At 67.2% G+C, this 15,550-nt stretch carries 16 protein-coding genes; 7 read left to right on the plus strand and 9 right to left on the minus strand.

Features of this window, described 5'->3' with window-relative positions:
- Positions 1-85 precede the first annotated feature (85 nt).
- Positions 86-2,341 (plus strand): FdhF/YdeP family oxidoreductase, encoded by a 2,256-nt coding sequence (locus OHA70_RS01625; protein WP_328327698.1) that lies wholly within the window; start codon positions 86-88, stop codon positions 2,339-2,341.
- Here the strand turns inward: OHA70_RS01625 and OHA70_RS01630 are convergent.
- From OHA70_RS01630 to OHA70_RS01640, 3 genes are all read right to left on the minus strand, one after another.
- The gene (locus OHA70_RS01630) at positions 2,338-2,685 is read right to left on the minus strand and encodes a hypothetical protein (RefSeq protein WP_328327700.1); all 348 of its coding nucleotides are present in this window, start codon (positions 2,683-2,685) and stop codon (positions 2,338-2,340) included. The genes OHA70_RS01625 and OHA70_RS01630 overlap by 4 nt on opposite strands.
- A gap of 290 nt (positions 2,686-2,975) precedes the next feature.
- Positions 2,976-5,168, minus strand: coding sequence for an MMPL family transporter (locus OHA70_RS01635; RefSeq protein WP_328327702.1), 2,193 nt, complete (start codon positions 5,166-5,168; stop codon positions 2,976-2,978).
- A gap of 358 nt (positions 5,169-5,526) precedes the next feature.
- Positions 5,527-6,063, minus strand: a complete 537-nt coding sequence (locus tag OHA70_RS01640; RefSeq protein ID WP_328327704.1) for a M48 family metallopeptidase — start codon at positions 6,061-6,063, stop codon at positions 5,527-5,529.
- Between the two features lie 505 nt (positions 6,064-6,568).
- On the opposite strand from OHA70_RS01640, the gene OHA70_RS01645 reads away from it, so the two are divergent.
- Positions 6,569-6,727, plus strand: a complete 159-nt coding sequence (locus OHA70_RS01645) for a DUF5679 domain-containing protein (RefSeq protein ID WP_012922897.1) — start codon at positions 6,569-6,571, stop codon at positions 6,725-6,727.
- Positions 6,728-6,858: 131 nt separating this feature from the next.
- Positions 6,859-8,190, plus strand: a complete 1,332-nt coding sequence (locus OHA70_RS01650) for an ABC1 kinase family protein (RefSeq protein ID WP_442913865.1) — start codon at positions 6,859-6,861, stop codon at positions 8,188-8,190.
- Positions 8,191-8,227: 37 nt separating this feature from the next.
- On the opposite strand, the gene OHA70_RS01655 is transcribed toward OHA70_RS01650, so the two are convergent.
- The gene (locus OHA70_RS01655; protein ID WP_328327708.1) at positions 8,228-8,395 is read right to left on the minus strand and encodes a hypothetical protein; all 168 of its coding nucleotides are present in this window, start codon (positions 8,393-8,395) and stop codon (positions 8,228-8,230) included.
- Between the two features lie 32 nt (positions 8,396-8,427).
- Between OHA70_RS01655 and OHA70_RS01660 the strand changes: the two genes are divergently transcribed.
- Positions 8,428-8,970 (plus strand): NUDIX hydrolase, encoded by a 543-nt coding sequence (locus OHA70_RS01660; RefSeq protein WP_328327711.1) that lies wholly within the window; start codon positions 8,428-8,430, stop codon positions 8,968-8,970.
- A gap of 173 nt (positions 8,971-9,143) precedes the next feature.
- Here the strand turns inward: OHA70_RS01660 and OHA70_RS01665 are convergent, their stop codons facing one another.
- From OHA70_RS01665 to OHA70_RS01680, 4 genes are all read right to left on the minus strand, one after another.
- Positions 9,144-9,362, minus strand: coding sequence for a hypothetical protein (locus tag OHA70_RS01665; protein ID WP_328327714.1), 219 nt, complete (start codon positions 9,360-9,362; stop codon positions 9,144-9,146).
- A gap of 48 nt (positions 9,363-9,410) precedes the next feature.
- A complete protein-coding gene (locus tag OHA70_RS01670; RefSeq protein WP_328327716.1) occupies positions 9,411-9,698 on the minus strand; it encodes a WhiB family transcriptional regulator in 288 nt (95 codons plus the stop codon).
- 152 nt (positions 9,699-9,850) lie between these two features.
- A complete protein-coding gene (locus tag OHA70_RS01675) occupies positions 9,851-10,051 on the minus strand; it encodes a hypothetical protein (protein ID WP_328327718.1) in 201 nt (66 codons plus the stop codon).
- A gap of 396 nt (positions 10,052-10,447) precedes the next feature.
- The gene (locus OHA70_RS01680; RefSeq protein ID WP_328327719.1) at positions 10,448-12,568 is read right to left on the minus strand and encodes an ATP-dependent DNA helicase UvrD2; all 2,121 of its coding nucleotides are present in this window, start codon (positions 12,566-12,568) and stop codon (positions 10,448-10,450) included.
- 112 nt (positions 12,569-12,680) lie between these two features.
- Between OHA70_RS01680 and OHA70_RS01685 the strand changes: the two genes are divergently transcribed.
- From OHA70_RS01685 to OHA70_RS01695, 3 genes are all read left to right on the plus strand, one after another.
- Positions 12,681-12,920, plus strand: a complete 240-nt coding sequence (locus OHA70_RS01685; RefSeq protein WP_328327721.1) for a mycoredoxin — start codon at positions 12,681-12,683, stop codon at positions 12,918-12,920.
- 73 nt (positions 12,921-12,993) lie between these two features.
- Positions 12,994-13,923 (plus strand): LysR family transcriptional regulator, encoded by a 930-nt coding sequence (locus OHA70_RS01690; RefSeq protein ID WP_328327723.1) that lies wholly within the window; start codon positions 12,994-12,996, stop codon positions 13,921-13,923.
- A gap of 86 nt (positions 13,924-14,009) precedes the next feature.
- Positions 14,010-14,606: a hypothetical protein gene (locus tag OHA70_RS01695; RefSeq protein ID WP_328327725.1), complete on the plus strand. Its 597-nt coding sequence runs from the start codon at positions 14,010-14,012 to the stop codon at positions 14,604-14,606.
- On the opposite strand, the gene nudC is transcribed toward OHA70_RS01695, so the two are convergent.
- Positions 14,589-15,512: an NAD(+) diphosphatase gene (nudC, locus tag OHA70_RS01700; RefSeq protein ID WP_328327726.1), complete on the minus strand. Its 924-nt coding sequence runs from the start codon at positions 15,510-15,512 to the stop codon at positions 14,589-14,591. The two genes, OHA70_RS01695 and nudC, sit on opposite strands and share 18 nt — an antisense overlap.
- Between the last annotated feature and the right edge of the window lie 38 nt (positions 15,513-15,550).

Genomic DNA, 15,550 nt, shown 5'->3' on the forward strand with positions numbered 1-15,550 from the left:
GTTGGTTCATGGGGCCGGGCACCACCCAGCCACACCGAGAGCTATCAAACCTGCTCGTGGTGATAGGACGATTTACAGTTGAACCATGGTCGACATCGAACAGCCGAAGAAGAAGGCCGCCGGCGTCCCCGCCGTGCTCTCGTCGTTCAAGTTCGGTTTGCGGGAGATGGGGCCGGCGCGGACCGGCAAGGTGTTCCTGAAGATGAACCAGGACCGCGGCTTCGACTGCCCGTCCTGCGCCTGGCCGGACCCCGACAGCAAGCGCAAACACGCTGCCGAGTTCTGCGAGAACGGCGCCAAGGCGGTTGCCTGGGAGGCGACCCGCAAGCGGGTGCCGCGGGCCTTCTTCGCCGAGCACTCGATCGACGACCTGGGCAAGATCTCCGAGTTCGAACTCGGCAAGCTCGGCCGGGTGACCGAGCCGATGCTGCTGCGGGCGGGCGCGACCCACTACGAGCCGGTCGGCTGGGACGAGGCGTTCCACGTGGTGGCCCGGCACCTCAAGGCCCTCGTCGACCCGAACGACGCGGTCTTCTACACCTCCGGCCGGACCAGCAACGAGGCCGCCTTCCTCTACCAGACCTTCGTCCGCGCGTACGGAACGAACAACCTGCCCGACTGCTCCAACATGTGCCACGAATCATCCGGTACTGCGCTGTCGCGGGTGATCGGCAGCGGCAAGGGCGCGGTGACGCTGGACATGCTCGAGGAGGCCGAGCTGATCGTCGTGGTCGGCCAGAACCCGGGCACCAACGCGCCCCGGATGCTCAGCCATCTGGAGATCGCGAAGAAGAACGGCGCCGACATCGTCTCGGTGAACCCGCTGCCCGAGCCGGGGCTGATGAACTTCAAGAACCCGCAGCGGCCGTCCGGCTGGGTGGGCAAGGGAACGGCATTGGCCGACCAGCACCTGCAGATCCGGATCGGTGGCGACCAGGCCCTGTTCCTTGCTGTCGGCCACTTGTTGCTGGAGGCCGAGGCGGCGGCGCCGGGGACCGTACTGGACAAGTCCTTCATCGAGAGTCACACCAGCGGGTACGAGTCGTACGCGAAGCACAATGCGGAGCTGGACTGGGCTGCCGTTGAGCAGGCGAGTGGGCTGACCCGGGCTGAGATCGAGGAATTCACGCAGCGGTTCATCAAGTCGAAGGCGACGGTGATCTGCTGGGCGATGGGGCTGACGCAGCATCGCGAGGCGGTGGCCACGATCACCGAGATCGTGAACGTGCTGCTGCTGCAGGGAAACATCGGCAAGCCGGGCGCGGGGCCTTGCCCGGTACGGGGGCATTCGAACGTACAGGGTGATCGATCGATGGGCATCTGGGAGCGGATGCCGGACGCGTTCCTGGATCGGCTGGATCATGAGTTCTCGTTCACGTCGCCGCGGGAGCACGGGATCGATGCGGCGGAGACCGTGCATCGGTTGCGTGAGGGTGCTGTGCGGGTGTTCTTTGCGATGGGCGGGAACTTTGCTTCGGCGACGCCGGACACCGAGGTTGTGGCCGAGGGGCTGCGGCGGTGTGACCTGACCGTGCATGTGTCGACGAAGCTGAACCGGTCTCACACGGTGGTTGGGCGCGAGGCGTTGATCCTGCCGACGCTCGGACGTACGGATCATGACCACACTCCGGCTGGGCCGCAGTCGGTGACGGTCGAGGACTCGCAGGGTGCCGTGCATCTGTCGACGGGGAACTTGACGCCGCCGGCGCCCGAGCTGAAGTCGGAGGTGGCGATCGTCTGCGGTCTGGCTTCATTGGTCGTTCCCGAGATCGGGGAGATCCCGTGGGCGGACTTCGCGGACGACTACAGCCTGATCCGGCAGCGGATCGGCCGGGTCTGCGATGGGTACGAAGACTTCGAGCAGCGGCTGCAGGCGACGGGTGGGTTCTTGCTGGCTCATGCTGCGCGGGACAAGCGCGTCTTCAAAACGTCGGACGCCAAGGCACAGTTCAGCGCGAACGAGCTGTCCTGGTTGCCGACCGAGCCGGGTCGTCTGTTGTTGCAGACCATGCGCAGCCATGACCAGTTCAACACCACGATCTATGGGATGGAGGACCGGTACCGCGGCGTCCACGGCACCCGCGAGGTCGTTTTCGTCAACCCTTCGGATCTTGCTGCGCTTGGTCTTGAGGACGGGCAACGGGTCGACATCGTCAGCGAGTTCCAAGGCGTCGAACGCCGGGCTGCGGGTTTCCGCCTGGTCTCCTACCCCACGGCTCGCGGTTGCGTAGCGGCGTACTACCCCGAAACCAATGTCCTCATGTCAGCCGACGACCTGGCCAAAGGCAGCAACACCCCAGTAGCCAAGGGCCTGACGGTCCGCCTGGAGCCCACGGTCTAAGCCTGCCAGTCGCCGACGCCGTTCCAGGTGCTTTGCAGCGTGTGGACTTCCTGCGGGATCCAGTCGGCGACCAGCTCGTACGCGTCACGCATCGCCCCGATCCCGCCTGCCTCGTTGAGAATCCCCCCGATCTCCCGAGCCCGGCGGTGACCCGCCGTACCTTCCCTGAAGGCAGTCGCCTGCCCCAACCCCACCAACTCACGAACCAACGGCGGCAAATCCTCCAACGGAGCACGCCGAGCCCGTCGAGCCTGCTCTTCCTTCTCGTTGTACGCCCGCAGGTGCTTGAGGTCCCGGAGATCCTTCTTACTCAACCCCGGCCCACGCCGCCACCGCTCGAACATAAACCCTCCAGCTCACCCGGCCCGCACCGCTCGGATAACCAGCATCCCGCACCCCGACGCTTCCCGCCTCAACCAACCCACCCCTCTCAACACGCCCACGCCTCCTCCCGCCGCTAGCACCTTGTTGTACCGCTGGCAGGAAGCATCACGTCAGCGGCGCAATAAGCCGATAGCCAGCCGAGCGAACCCTCGCTCCGCACGGGCTCAGCCGCTGCAGCCGGGACCATCTGTTGCTGATGGCAAGAGGTCCCGCTCGCGGGTTCGCGAGCGGGACCTCTTGGGGTGGGGGTTTAGCCGACGGGGGTTAGTTCCCGTTCGGGTTCGGGGGTGGGGATGGTGGCGTGCTTGGCCTGCTTGCCTCGGAGCCACTTGGGGGCCCACCAGTTGGCGTCGCCCAGGAGGGTCATGATGCTGGGGAGGACTACGGCTCGGATGATGGTGGCGTCGATGAGGATTGCCACCGCCAGGCCTACGCCCAGCTGCTTCATGTCCAGGGTGCTCAGGGTGGCGAAGACTGCGAAGACGCCGATCATGACGGCGGCCGCGCTGGTCACCACGCCTGCGGAGCCGGTGATGCCATCGGCAACTGCTTGCTTGGTGGGGACTCCCCGGAGTACCGACTCGCGGATTCGGCTGACTACGAAGACGTGGTAGTCCATGGAGAGGCCGAAGAGGACCACGAAGAGGAACAGCGGCAGCCAGGAGACGACTGCTCCGTTGGAGCGGAAGTCCAACAGGCCCTCGGCCCAGGTGTTCTGGAAGACGGCTGTTACTACGCCGTATGCCGCGCCGGCGCTCAGCAGGTTGAGACCGATGGCGGTGATGGCGACGACCACAGACCGGAAGGTGATCATCATGACGATCATCGTCAGCAGCAGGACGAAGCCGATCACCAGTGGGAGTTTCGCCCGGGTGTGCGCGGCGTAGTCGACATCAGCCGCCACGAACCCGCCGACCGCGTACTCGACGCCCGGCACCTTGCCGAAGGTCTCCGGCATCAGTTCCTTGCGCAGCTTGGTCAGCGAATCACGCGCCTGCTGACTTCCACCCTCGTACGGCGTAGCGACCTCGAAGACCGTCACCCTGCCGTCGGCCGAGACCTTCGGCTCTTCCAGACCGTCCTGCGCGAACAGCTTGTCCGACTGCGTCCGCTTGATCAGATCGGCGAAGGCTGCCTTCACCGCGGGCTGCTGGTTGGCAGGCGCCCGTACTGCGACCTCGTGGCTGGTCCCCGTGCTCGGGAAGGCCACCGTCAGCCGGTCGTACGCCTTCATCACCGCCGTGTCGCGCGGCAGATCCTCCGTACCAGGGAACTTCAGCGTCATACCGAGTGCAGGCGAGGCCACCGCGAGCAGAGCGGTCACAGCAACCAGAAGCGTGGCGATCGGGTGCTTCAGGGCCGGCTTGAGCACGGTCGGCCAGAAGCGCGGCTGCGACTTGTTCGCGGTCAGGCGCCACAGCAGCGGGATGCGCGGGCGGTCCACCCAGCGGCCGAGCTTCGCGAGGATCGCGGGGAGCACGGTCAGCGAGCCGACCACCGCGACGGCGACCACGAGGATCGAGCCGACGGCGAAGGACGAGAAGACGGCGTCGCGAGCCAGGAACAGCCCGGCCATCGAGATGATGACGGCGGTACCGGAGACCACGACCGCGTGACCGGAGGTCGCTGCCGCGATCTCGACCGCGTCGACGTGACCGCGGCCCTTGGCGCGTTCTTCTCGTTCGCGGCGGAGGTAGAAGAGTGAGTAGTCGACGCCGACCGCCATACCGATCAGCAGGATGACGCTGTTGACCGCGTCGACCGCAGGTACGAGCTGTGACGCGGCCGCGGCTAATCCGATCGCGGCGGCGACGGCTGACAGCGCGAGCAGCAGCGGTACCGCAGCGGCGATCAGTGCGCCGAACGCGATCAGCAGGATGATCAGGGTCACCGGCAGGCTGAAGATCTCGGCCCGCTGGAAGTCCTTGCCGAGCGTCTCGTTCAGCGCCTTGTCGATGGACTCGCCGCCGACCTCCTCGACCCGCAGGCCCGGGAAGTCCTGCTGGACCTTGGCGGTCGTGTCGAGCAGCGGCTGGACCCGGTTGTCGTCGTCGCCGTCCTTCAGCGTGACCTGGACGATCAGCGCGTCCTTCTTCGGCGACAGGGTGGGCTTGGCGACCTCCGCGACCCCACCGAGGGCGCGCATTCGCTCAGTCACCACGCCGGCGACCTTGTTCGCCTCCGCCTGGTCGAGTTGTCCCGAGTGCGGCGTGATCAGCACGCTCTCGACGTCGTGGTCAGGGAAGTTGCCGGACTTGACGATGTTGTCGGCGCGGGTGACCTCGCCGATGTCGCCCTCGTTGCTCGACTCCTTGGTCCCGGTCAGATTGCCGAGCGCGAAACACGCCACGACTACGACCACCCACATGGCGATCGCGCGCCACGGATGGGTGGCACTCCAGCGTGCGGCCCGCACCGTGAGTTGTCCCCTGGAAGTGGACATGGTGGTTCCTACCCCTCTGCGCCCGCCTCTGGACGCACCCTCCCAGCCCGGCCCGACGCCGTCTGCTGGCTACGCCTCTCAGCATTCGTTAAGCCGGGCACCCGCCACCATGCAGGAAGCCACCGACTCCACCCTGGTGCCAGCCCCACCCCACCCTGGGCTCAGGACGTTCCCGTACTAAGTACGAGTGGCGGGCTATGTCGTACCACCTGACGGAACGTGGTGGTAACCAGACCCAGCGTGCGACCACCCGCTCAAGCGGTCGGTCGGCGAGCCGTTCTACCCCCGGCTCACCCCTGGGGGTGATCCCTCAGTACTACCGAACGCGGAGCGCCTGGCGTACCGGCGTACGGGGTGGTCAGAAGTCCTCTAGGTCGAGGGTGGAGGCGGCGGAGATGCCCTCTAGGTAGCCCTCGGCGCGTTCGGCTTTGGGGTAGCGGTGGACCAGCTCCCAGAACGCTGCGTTGTGGGACGGCTCCACCAGGTGGGCGAGCTCGTGGACCAGGACGTAGTCCACGACCCAGGCCGGCATCGACTGCAAACGGGTCGACAAACGGATGGATCGGTCGGCCGGAGTGCAGGATCCCCACCGTCGATTTTGGTTCGAAACCCACCTCACGGACGCAGGTTCGGGCACTTCTGGGAGGTGCCGACACGCGAGATCGTGTGCTCTGGCCAACAATTTTTCGTCCGACACGCGGGATTTGCTGCGCTGCTTCTCGAGCCGCTGGAGCATGGTTTCGACCCAGCGCGCCTCCTCGGCGGCGGACAGCCGATCGGGCATCAGGACGATCACCCGCTCGCCGTCCCGGTAGGCGCTGACGGTCCGCTTGCGCCGCTTGCTGCGACGGATGTCCACATAGGGCGGGATCGGGCGCGGTGGAGAGTCGGCCATGACTCAGACCGTACCGCCTGAATCCCCCAACTTTCTTCTGTCCACATCCTGTGAATTGACGTTTCCGCAGGTCAGACCCCAGTTGGCGAATCGGTGGACGCTGGTTGTTCACATCCTGTTCCCCCGCTCGTCCACAGTGTCGACCGGCGCGCCCCACAGCTTGCACACAGGTTTATCCACAGGGGTGGACAACCCGGACTTGTCAGCGCGGCCGGCACCTCCTAGCGTCAGGTCCAACAGGCTCCCGGACCGCCTCCGGGGCCACTCGGAGGGGAAGCCGAGTGGTTCCGAAGGCGGACAACCGGGAGCCTGTTCCGCGTCGCCGAAGACCACGGAAAGCGATTTCCAAGCGGCACGCGGAGCGGGAGATGGACTTGAGCCACTCTCAGCCTGCCGTAGGGTGAATCCCGATTGGGCCGAACGGCCTACGGCAGGACGGTCTGCCGAAAGCATCCACGACGGCCGGGCAAAGCCTCGGCTGGTATCAAGCAAGGAGAGGGCCCTCATGGCAGAGACCTGGAGCGGCGAGTTCTACTGCGTCAAGTGCAAGGCCAAGCGCACCGCCGACGGCGAGGTCAAGGTCAACGACAAGGGCACGCGCATGGCCAAGGCCAAGTGCCCCGAGTGCGGTACGAACCTGAACCGGATCCTCGGCAAGGCCTGACGCACCAAGTCGTGGGGGCGGCGGTGCGACCTTCGGGTCCACCTCCGCCCCTCCGTCGTTAGTCAACCTTCACGTCCTGTGATCCGACTCGCGGTGCCCCCGCTGGGGTTCCGCTTGGGTGACCGGACAGAATGGGGAGCGTGTCCGACCTCCCCCGCAAAGCCCTCAGCCGCACCGCCAAGCTGGCCAGCCTGCCACTGGGTGCCGCCGGGCGCGCGACCGTCGGGCTGGGCAAGCGGATCGGCGGCGCGCCGGCCGAGACGGTGATGGCCGAGTTCCAGCGCCGGACTGCCGACCAGCTGTTCTCCGTCCTGGGTGAGCTCAAGGGCGGCGCGATGAAGTTCGGGCAGATGCTGAGCCTGATGGAGTCGGCGATGCCCGAGGAGTTCGCGGCGCCGTACCGGGCCGCGCTGACCAAGCTGCAGGACTCCGCGCCACCGATGCCGGCCTCGACCGTGCACACGATCCTGTCCCGCGAGCTGGGTAAACGCTGGCGCGACCGGTTCCAGGAGTTCGACGACTTGCCCGCGGCGGCCGCGTCGATCGGCCAGGTGCATCGCGGCATCCTGAAGGACGGCCGCGAGGTCGCGGTCAAACTCCAGTACCCGGGCGCCGCCGAGGCGTTGCGGGCGGACCTCAAGCAACTCGGCCGCTTCGCCCGTACGTTCGGTGCACTCGTCCCCGGCGTCGACATGAAGCCGCTCGTCGCGGAGCTGCAGGAGCGGATCGGCGAGGAGCTCGACTACGACCGCGAGGCGCAGGCCCAGCAGCAGTACGCCGATGCCTTCAAGGACCATGACGAGTTCGTCGTGCCACGCGTCATCAAGCACTCCCCCACGGTCATCGTGTCCGAGTGGATCGAGGGCAAGCCGCTCTCGAAGGTGATCACCGACGGTACGAAGGAAGAGCGGGACGAGATCGGGCTGAAGTACGTCCGGTTCATGTTCAGCGGGCCGCGACTGGCCGGGCTGCTGCACTCGGACCCGCATCCCGGCAACTTCCGGGTGATGCCCGACGGGCGGCTCGGGGTGGTCGACTTCGGGCTCTGCGCGCGACTGCCTGACGGGCTGCCGCCGGCGATCGGGCGGCTGTTGCGGATCTCGCTCCAGGGCGACGGCAACGCCGTGCTGGAGGGGTTGCGCGCGGAGGGCTTCATCAAGCCGCGGATGGACATCGACCCGGACCAGCTGATGGATTACCTGGCGCCGTTCGCCGAGCCGGCCCGCGAGGAGTACTTCCAGTTCAACCGGGCGTGGATGCGGGCGCAGGCGAACCGGACGAGCGACTTCCGCTCCCCGAACGCGACGATGGGGCTCAAGATCAACCTGCCGCCGTCGTACCTGCTGATCCACCGGGTCTGGATCGGGGGCATCGCGGTGCTCTCCCAGCTGGACACCGAGGCGCCGTTCCGGTCGGTGCTCGAGGAGTTCCTGCCGGGCTTCAGCGAGGCCGACGCGCTCTAGCTTCAGCGGTCGGCGCCGGCCGTCACCACGCCGGCCGTCACCACCAGGCGCTGTCGAGCTTCCCCTCGATGCTGCGGACGTTCTCGCGCGCGCAGCGGTCGCAGTACAGGAGCTTGCGGCCGTTCTCGACCGAGGTCACCCAGGTCAGCGGCAGGTCCTCGGTCGGTGCTTGCGTGCCGCACAACGCGCAGCTCGGGTTGGTCATAGGACCAATTCTGCACCCGTAGGCTCGCGGTCATGCGATGGCATATCCATGGAGAGACCGAGGCCTGGGGGAACCCGTGGCTGAGCGTTCGCAAGCTCGATGTCGAGCAGCCGGACGGAGAGCGGATCGATTACCACGCGGTCCGGTTGAAGCACGTCGCGGCGGCGGTCGTCACCGATGACGAGGGCCGTGTGCTGTTGATGTGGCGGCACCGGTTTCTCACCGATCGGTGGGCGTGGGAGCTACCGATGGGGTTGATCGAGCCGGATGAGTCACCGGCCGAGGCGGCTGCTCGCGAGGTCGAGGAGGAGACCGGGTGGCGGGTCAGCGGGTTGGAGGAGCTCGTGTACTCCGAACCCGCCGCCGGAATCATGGATTCGGCGCATCACGTCTTCCGCGCCACGTCAGCGGTACGAATCGGTGAGCCCACCGAGCGGAACGAGTCGGACCGGATCGAGTGGATCCCGCTGACCGACGTACCGGCGATGATCGCCCGGCGCGAAATCGTCAGTGGGATCACTCTGGTGGGCCTACAACAAGCTTTGTTGCAGAGAACTGCTTCTGCAGGAGACTGAGCGTGCCACGATCCGTGCGCTTCGGCGCACCTGGCCTAGAAAGCCGCTTGGACGTGCCGAGAGGCGGCATCCGCTAGATGCCGCCTCTCGGGGTGTCAGCTTCGGTGGTGCAGTTCGGGGCCGGCGCGCTGTGCTGGAGATTGGCTCCTAGCGCGCCGGCGACCGGGGGTGGATCAGACCATACGGGCGAGGGTGAGGCGTGCCTTTGCACTGGCCCTCTCCGCGCGCCGCGTGGCCCGCTCGGCCTGCTTCTGCGCCTTGGCGAGCTGGGTCGCCAGACGGAAGCGCCGGTTCTGCTCGGCGTCGATCAGGATCGATCGACAATGAGCACGGGCGAGATCTTCTTGAAGTAAATGCATTTCAACTCTCCTGGGTGAAGTCTGGGTCTTCATAGCTGTGAGTCTCGATTCGGGATGGATGGAGTCGTCTGGCAGGAGTTGTCAGGCTGCGGTCACGGTGTCGCACTTGCGTGGACGTCCGCGGGGCCGCTTGCGAGCGACCACCACACCCTGGACGAACAGCTGGCCTCCCCACACTCCCCACGGCTCGGAGCGCTCGAGCGCTCCGGCCAGGCACTCGGCCTGGAGCGGGCAGGTGTTGCACAGAGACTTTGCGTACTCGACGTCCGCCGGCGATTCGGCGAAGAAGAGTTCTGGCGCGTAGGACCGACAGGGCAGGTCCTGCGACGTTGCAACCTCGGTGAAGGCATCGAGGAAGCTAACGCTCATTCCGGTCACCTCCTAGTGACTGTCTTGCTGTAGTTCTCTTGCTGTCTTCGACGGCCACCGGTTGGTGCCGCCAAACTCTTGGGACAAACAAAAGGGCCGCGGGACCCTGGTTAGGGTTCCGCGGCCTTGGAGGTGCCGGCTGACATTTGGTGTCAGACCGGTGGACTCCATGCTCGAGAACCCTGACCGCCGTACTTCGCATCGCCGACAGCTCCGCCCTTGATCGCGGTGTTGTCATTGGCGAGCACCACAACGGTCTCGACGTGCAGACGCGACGACAGGGCGGCACCCTGGATCTGGGCGCACGGCAGCGCGACGCTGACGCCGTTCGGCTTCATCGTGATGTTGACCATTTCCAAGGCACCTCCTCTCGTTGTGGCGAAGTGAGCGGCAAGCTCATCGCTATGGTTTGAAGTTTTCGGCCAGCCCTCGACCGCAGAAAGAACAGTACGCCGACCTCACCGGAGGCCGCAAACTATTTAATCCAGGTTTTCGAAGTTGGCCGGAAGTTGCCGCCTGTCCGGCGGAAACTCGCTGCCCAGCCACCGGTCCGGCACGCTCCGGCGCACTCCTGACACCCTCCGAGATCGTTGCCCGTGGCCACTAGATGCCACCTGCCGATCCGTCGTCTGCCAGCAGCAGAAAAACCTGCTCCTCGAGTGTCGCCGCGCGCGGCCAACCCTGCAACGGCTTTTCCACTTGTGGCAGTCCGCGCTGCCCCGAAGGCCAGGTAGTTGAAGGCTGGACAGTCAGCGGGTGCAGATGTTGAGGACGGACTCGCCGTACTTCATCGCCTTGGTGCGGCCGACGCCGGTGATCCGGAGCAGCTCGCGCTCGTCCGTCGGCCGGGCCTCGGCGATCGCGGTCAGGGTGGCGTCGGTGAAGATGACGAAGGCCGGCATCGACTCCTCGGCCGCCTTGTCGGCGCGCCATTCGAAGAGGGCGTCGTACAGCGCCTGGTCCATCGTCGACGGGCAGTCCTCGCAGCGGCCGAGCTTGCGGGCGGCCGGCTCGGTCAGCCCGCGACCGCAGACGCGGCACTTCGGGATCGGTACGTCGGAGCGCTCGGTGCGCGGAGTACGGGCTCGGGGTGACGGATCACGCTCGCCAGAGCGCGGAGTACGGACGCCGATCGGGTCCAGGAAACGGGTCGGGCCGCGGCTGGCGCGGCCGCCGGGTGAGCGGGAGGTCGACCAGCTGACCGCGAGCTGACCCTTCGCCCGGGTCACGCCGACATAGAACAGCCGCCGCTCTTCCTCGACCTGGGCCGGCGTCTGGGCGTACGTGATCGGGAGCGTGCCCTCGTGGGCGCCGACGATGAAGACACAGCCCCACTCCAGGCCCTTCGCCGCGTGCAGGGTCGCCAGCGTGACCCCCTCGGCCAGCGGCGCGTGCTGGATCGACGCGCGCCGGTCGAGCTCGGCGACCAGCTCCACGATCCCCGCCTCCGGGTGGGTGGCCTTGTAGTCGGAGGCCATCGTGACGAGGGCGGCCAGCGACTCCCAGCGGTCCCGGACCGCGCCGGCCCCGGACGGCGGCTCCGGCTTCCAGCCCGCTCCGCCGAGGATGGCGCGGACGGTGTCCACGAGGTCTCCCCCGCTGTCGCCGGCCTTGGCCTGGCCACGGAGCAGTACCGCGGCCTGGCGGATCTCGGCGCGCTCGAAGAACCGCTCGGCGCCCTTGAGCATCGCGGGGATCTTGCGCTCGGCGAGGGCCTGCTCGAAATTCTCCGACTGCGCGTTGGTACGGAACAGGATCGCGATGTCGCGCAGCGCAGTACCGGCGTCTTGGAGGCGGCTGACCGCTCGGGCGACCGCGTCGGCCTCGGCGACCTCGTCTGGGTACTCGCGGTAGGTCGGCGTCAGGCCGGGGTCGCGCTGGGAGCGGAGGGTGACGCGGCCGGGTAGGCCGGACGGGCCGGCGGCGTCGAGGACCTTGTTGGCGACCTCGACGATCTGCGGGGTCGAGCGGTAGTCGCGGACGAGCTTGATCACCTGGGCTTTGGGGTGGCGCTGGGCGAAGTGGACGAGGTTGGCCGGGTCGGCGCCTGCCCAGGAGTAGATGGTCTGGGCCGGGTCGCCGACCACGCAGACGTCCTCGCGGCCGCCGAGCCACAGGTCGAGCAGGCTCTGCTGCAGCGGGCTGACATCTTGGTACTCATCTACTACGAAGGTGCGGTACTGCCGGCGGATCTCGGCTGCCACCCGCTCGTCCTCGGCGAGGATGGCGACCGCGCAGAGCAGTACGTCCTCCAGGTCGATCCGGCCGCGCTCGAGCTTCACGTCCTCGTACGCCGCGAAGACGCGGGCGATCGTGGCGGGGTCGAAGGCAGCGAGGGCGCGGGCGGATTGCGGGGCGAGCTTGGCGTAGTCGTCGGGGCGGACGTTGCTGACCTTGGCCCACTCGACCTCGCCGGCCAGGTCGCGCAGGGCTGGGGTGTCGACGCGGACGCGGCAGCGTGAGGCCGCCTCGGTCAGCAGCGGGAACTTGCGGTCGATGATCGGCGGCAGCTCACCGCCGTACACCTTCGGCCAGAAGTACCTCGCCTGACGGAGCGCGGCCGAGTGGAAGGTCCTGGCCTGGACGCCGTTGGTGCCGAGCTGAGCGAGCCGGCCGCGCATCTCGCCTGCAGCGCGCTGGGTGAAGGTCACCGCGAGCACACGGGCTGGGTCGTAGGTGCCGGTGCGGACCCCGTACGCGATCCGGTGGGTGATCGCGCGGGTCTTGCCGGTGCCTGCTCCGGCCATCACCACGACCGACCCGTGCAGGGCGGTCGCGACGGCACGCTGCTCGGGGTCGAGGGCCTCGAGCAGTTCGTCGGCGGACTTGCCGGCGACGGCCTGCGTGATGTTGCTCACGGACTGAGACATGCGGGAACAGCACTCCGACCGACGGGGTTGGGCTACAAGGTAGAGCCACCTTATGCGGGCGCCCGGACAGTTTTCCGGCGCCCGTCCCCACGCAGAGACGGAGCAAGCCACGATGGCGGCATTCACGATGTACTCGACCCCTTGGTGCGGTTACTGCCACCGCCTGAAGGGCCAGCTGAAGCGAGCCGGCATCGAGTTCACCGAGGTCGACATCGAGCAGGTCCCGGACGCCGCCAAGATCGTCGAGAAGGTCAACCACGGCAACCAGACCGTCCCCACCATCGTCTTCCCCGACGGCACCGCGATGACCAACCCGAGCATCGCCCAGATCGCCGACAAGCTCGTCGCCTGAACTGATTCCCCACGCGACTCGCGGGGGTGGCCGGTGGCTGGTGAGTAGCCCGGGCGCCGTGGGACCTTGGGGCGTGGAATTCGAGTTGGGGGCGGTGGAGAGTTTTGTCGTGGTGACGGCGCAGCGGCATTTTGGGCGGGCTGCTGCTGAGTTGGGGATTTCGGTGTCGGCTGTCACCAAGCGGATTCAGCGATTGGAGGCAGTGCTCGGGGTGCCGTTGATCGAGCGGGACTCGGGTGGGTTTCTGGGGTTGACGCCTGCTGGGCGGAGGTTCGTGCAGGTGGCGCCGGAGTTGTTGCGGACTGCGCAGACAGCCCGGTTTGCCGCAGCGGGTGAGCCCGACAGCACGTTGAGGTTGGCAGTACCGGCCGGGGTGGGAGTGGTGGCGCCGTTGTTGCCTGCGGCGTTGGCGACGTTGGAGTTGGCTCTGCGGCACACGCATCCTGGGGTCGCTATCGAGTCGGTACCGACTGCCTTTCCGAGGCTGACGCCGGATCTGCTCGGCTCTGAGGTGGATCTGGTGCTGACCTTCGGGGCCTCGGCGGAGCCTCAGGTGCAGTCGACTCGGCTGTCTCAGACCTACCGGGTCGGTCTGATCAGCGCGCGGCATCCGCTGGCTCGGCGGCACGCGGTCGCCGTTGAGGAGTTCGCCCGGCTGCCGATGTTGCTCAGCCCTGGGCTGCCCGACGACTACATGCTTCCGTTCGTACTGGCCGACGTCCGGCCGCTCGACGAGGCGACCCTCGTCCCCATCGACGCGTCGAACACCGCGCATGTCGCCCAGCGGATCCTGCTCGGGCGCGAGGTGACGGTCGTACCGGTGGCGCTGACCGCGAACCTTCCGCCCGAGCTCAAGCGGATCGGGCTCACCGGCGTACCGCCGACGTACTACTACAGCCAGCATCGCCGCGACGATCTCCGCCCGGAACTCCGGACCGCGATCGAGCTGATGGCCGACTTCACCGACTCCATCTCGCGGGCGGCACTGGCCTTCGAGAACTGAACCGTTTCCTGCGCGGAAACAGATCAACACCGCCGTACGCCGCTCGCTACCTTCGAATCATCGGGCTCGGGGGAAGGGGTGGAGTCATGCGCAAATGGATTCTGGTCATGATCGGGGCGGTGCTCCCGTTGCTGGGAGGCGCCTCGCTCGGCAGCATCACGACGGACGAGGGATCGCACACGTGGTCTCATCCGGTCCAGCCGACGGCGTTCCTGTGGATGTCGGTCGGCCTGATGGTCTCGCACCTGTTGATCGTCGTCGGCTACCTCGAGGTAGCTCGACGCACGACCGGCCCGGCATCGACGCTCGCCAAGGTCGCCGCGGTGGGAACGGTCGCGGTCGCCGCCTGCGAGTTGTGGTCCGGTCTGGTGGCCCGGACGGATCTGGACGCGCCGGTGCTCACGGCGCTCAACGCCGGCTATGCCATCAGCGGCATACTCATCGCCGTCGGCACAGTCGGCAGCGGACTGGCCCTCCGGAGTACCGGATCCCGCTTCGCACTGCCGCTGCTGGTCAATGGAACGTTCTTTGTCATCGCCCTGTTGCTGCGGTCCTTCGCGGGCGACGGGGTGGGCATCGCGGCGCTCACCGTGTGGAGCCTGCTCTACTGCTGGCTCGCGCTGAGTCTGCGAGCCGCTGCCAACGAGACTCGCCCGGCCGTCGTGCTACCAGCTGCCGGTTAGTTCTTTGCCGTACCAGCCTTCGATGAGGCGGCGGGAGATGGAGATGTTGCCGGGGAGGGCCATGGTGCCGGCTTCGACCAGGGCGGCCAGGTCTTCGCGGCTGAACCATTTGGCTTCGGCGATCTCGTCCTGGTCGACGTTGATGGCGTAGCCGGTGGCTTTGGCGTAGAAGCCGAGCATGAGGCTGGACGGGAGCGGCCAGGGCTGGCTGCCGGCGTACTCGATCTCCTCGCCGATGACCACGCCGGTTTCTTCGAAGACCTCTCGGCGGACGGCGGCCTCCAGGGATTCGCCGGGCTCTACGAAGCCGGCGAGGGTGGAGTAGCGGCCCTCGGGCCACGCCTCGTTGCGGCCTAGTAGTGCTCGGTCCTGGTCGTCGGTAACGAGCACGATGATCGCCGGGTCGCTGCGTGGGAAGTGGTTGAGGCCGCAGGTTGGGCAGTGCCGTACGTGGCCTGCGTCGACCACCTCGGTATGGGCTCCGCAGTTGGCGCAGTGGGTGTGTACTGCGTGCCAGTTGCCCAGCCCGACCACATTGACCGCGATCCCGGCCTCCCGGTCGTCCAGTACTCCGCCAACCTCGCGCAGGCCGGCGTACGAGTCGTCTGGCTCTTCACTGACCAGTACTGCGAACACGGCGCGCCCGTCGGCCGTCATCCCGGCTCCTGCGACACGGTCGATGCCCAGGAAGATGCGGATGCCGTCAGGGGCGGCAGCGGGCGGTACCAGGCGGAGCGCCGTACGGTCCTCGACTACTGCCAACTTGTCGCCGGCCACCAGCGCCACCTGGGTGTCTGCAGCGGCCCACGCCTTCTCCAGCCACTCCACGTCTCGCCGTCGGTCAGCAGCTCGGTCCAGCACGGAGCGGGACAGCGACAGGGAACCAGGAACGATCGAATAAGCCACGGCTTCAACGTATCTCGACTGGCCACCATGAGAGCATC

The sequence above is a fragment of the Kribbella sp. NBC_00382 genome (assembly GCF_036067295.1).
Classification (GTDB): domain Bacteria; phylum Actinomycetota; class Actinomycetes; order Propionibacteriales; family Kribbellaceae; genus Kribbella.

Bases quoted from the DNA above. Each gene is read 5' to 3' on its own strand.
- OHA70_RS01625 (WP_328327698.1), top strand. From the start codon at position 86: ATGGTCGACATCGAACAGCCGAAGAAGAAGGCCGCCGGCGTCCCCGCC.
- OHA70_RS01630 (WP_328327700.1), bottom strand. From the start codon at position 2,685: ATGTTCGAGCGGTGGCGGCGTGGGCCGGGGTTGAGTAAGAAGGATCTC.
- OHA70_RS01635 (WP_328327702.1), bottom strand. From the start codon at position 5,168: ATGTCCACTTCCAGGGGACAACTCACGGTGCGGGCCGCACGCTGGAGT.
- OHA70_RS01640 (WP_328327704.1), bottom strand. From the start codon at position 6,063: ATGGCCGACTCTCCACCGCGCCCGATCCCGCCCTATGTGGACATCCGT.
- OHA70_RS01645 (WP_012922897.1), top strand. From the start codon at position 6,569: ATGGCAGAGACCTGGAGCGGCGAGTTCTACTGCGTCAAGTGCAAGGCC.
- OHA70_RS01650 (WP_442913865.1), top strand. From the start codon at position 6,859: ATGGGGAGCGTGTCCGACCTCCCCCGCAAAGCCCTCAGCCGCACCGCC.
- OHA70_RS01655 (WP_328327708.1), bottom strand. From the start codon at position 8,395: ATGACCAACCCGAGCTGCGCGTTGTGCGGCACGCAAGCACCGACCGAG.
- OHA70_RS01660 (WP_328327711.1), top strand. From the start codon at position 8,428: ATGCGATGGCATATCCATGGAGAGACCGAGGCCTGGGGGAACCCGTGG.
- OHA70_RS01665 (WP_328327714.1), bottom strand. From the start codon at position 9,362: ATGAAGACCCAGACTTCACCCAGGAGAGTTGAAATGCATTTACTTCAA.
- OHA70_RS01670 (WP_328327716.1), bottom strand. From the start codon at position 9,698: ATGAGCGTTAGCTTCCTCGATGCCTTCACCGAGGTTGCAACGTCGCAG.
- OHA70_RS01675 (WP_328327718.1), bottom strand. From the start codon at position 10,051: ATGGTCAACATCACGATGAAGCCGAACGGCGTCAGCGTCGCGCTGCCG.
- OHA70_RS01680 (WP_328327719.1), bottom strand. From the start codon at position 12,568: ATGTCTCAGTCCGTGAGCAACATCACGCAGGCCGTCGCCGGCAAGTCC.
- OHA70_RS01685 (WP_328327721.1), top strand. From the start codon at position 12,681: ATGGCGGCATTCACGATGTACTCGACCCCTTGGTGCGGTTACTGCCAC.
- OHA70_RS01695 (WP_328327725.1), top strand. From the start codon at position 14,010: ATGCGCAAATGGATTCTGGTCATGATCGGGGCGGTGCTCCCGTTGCTG.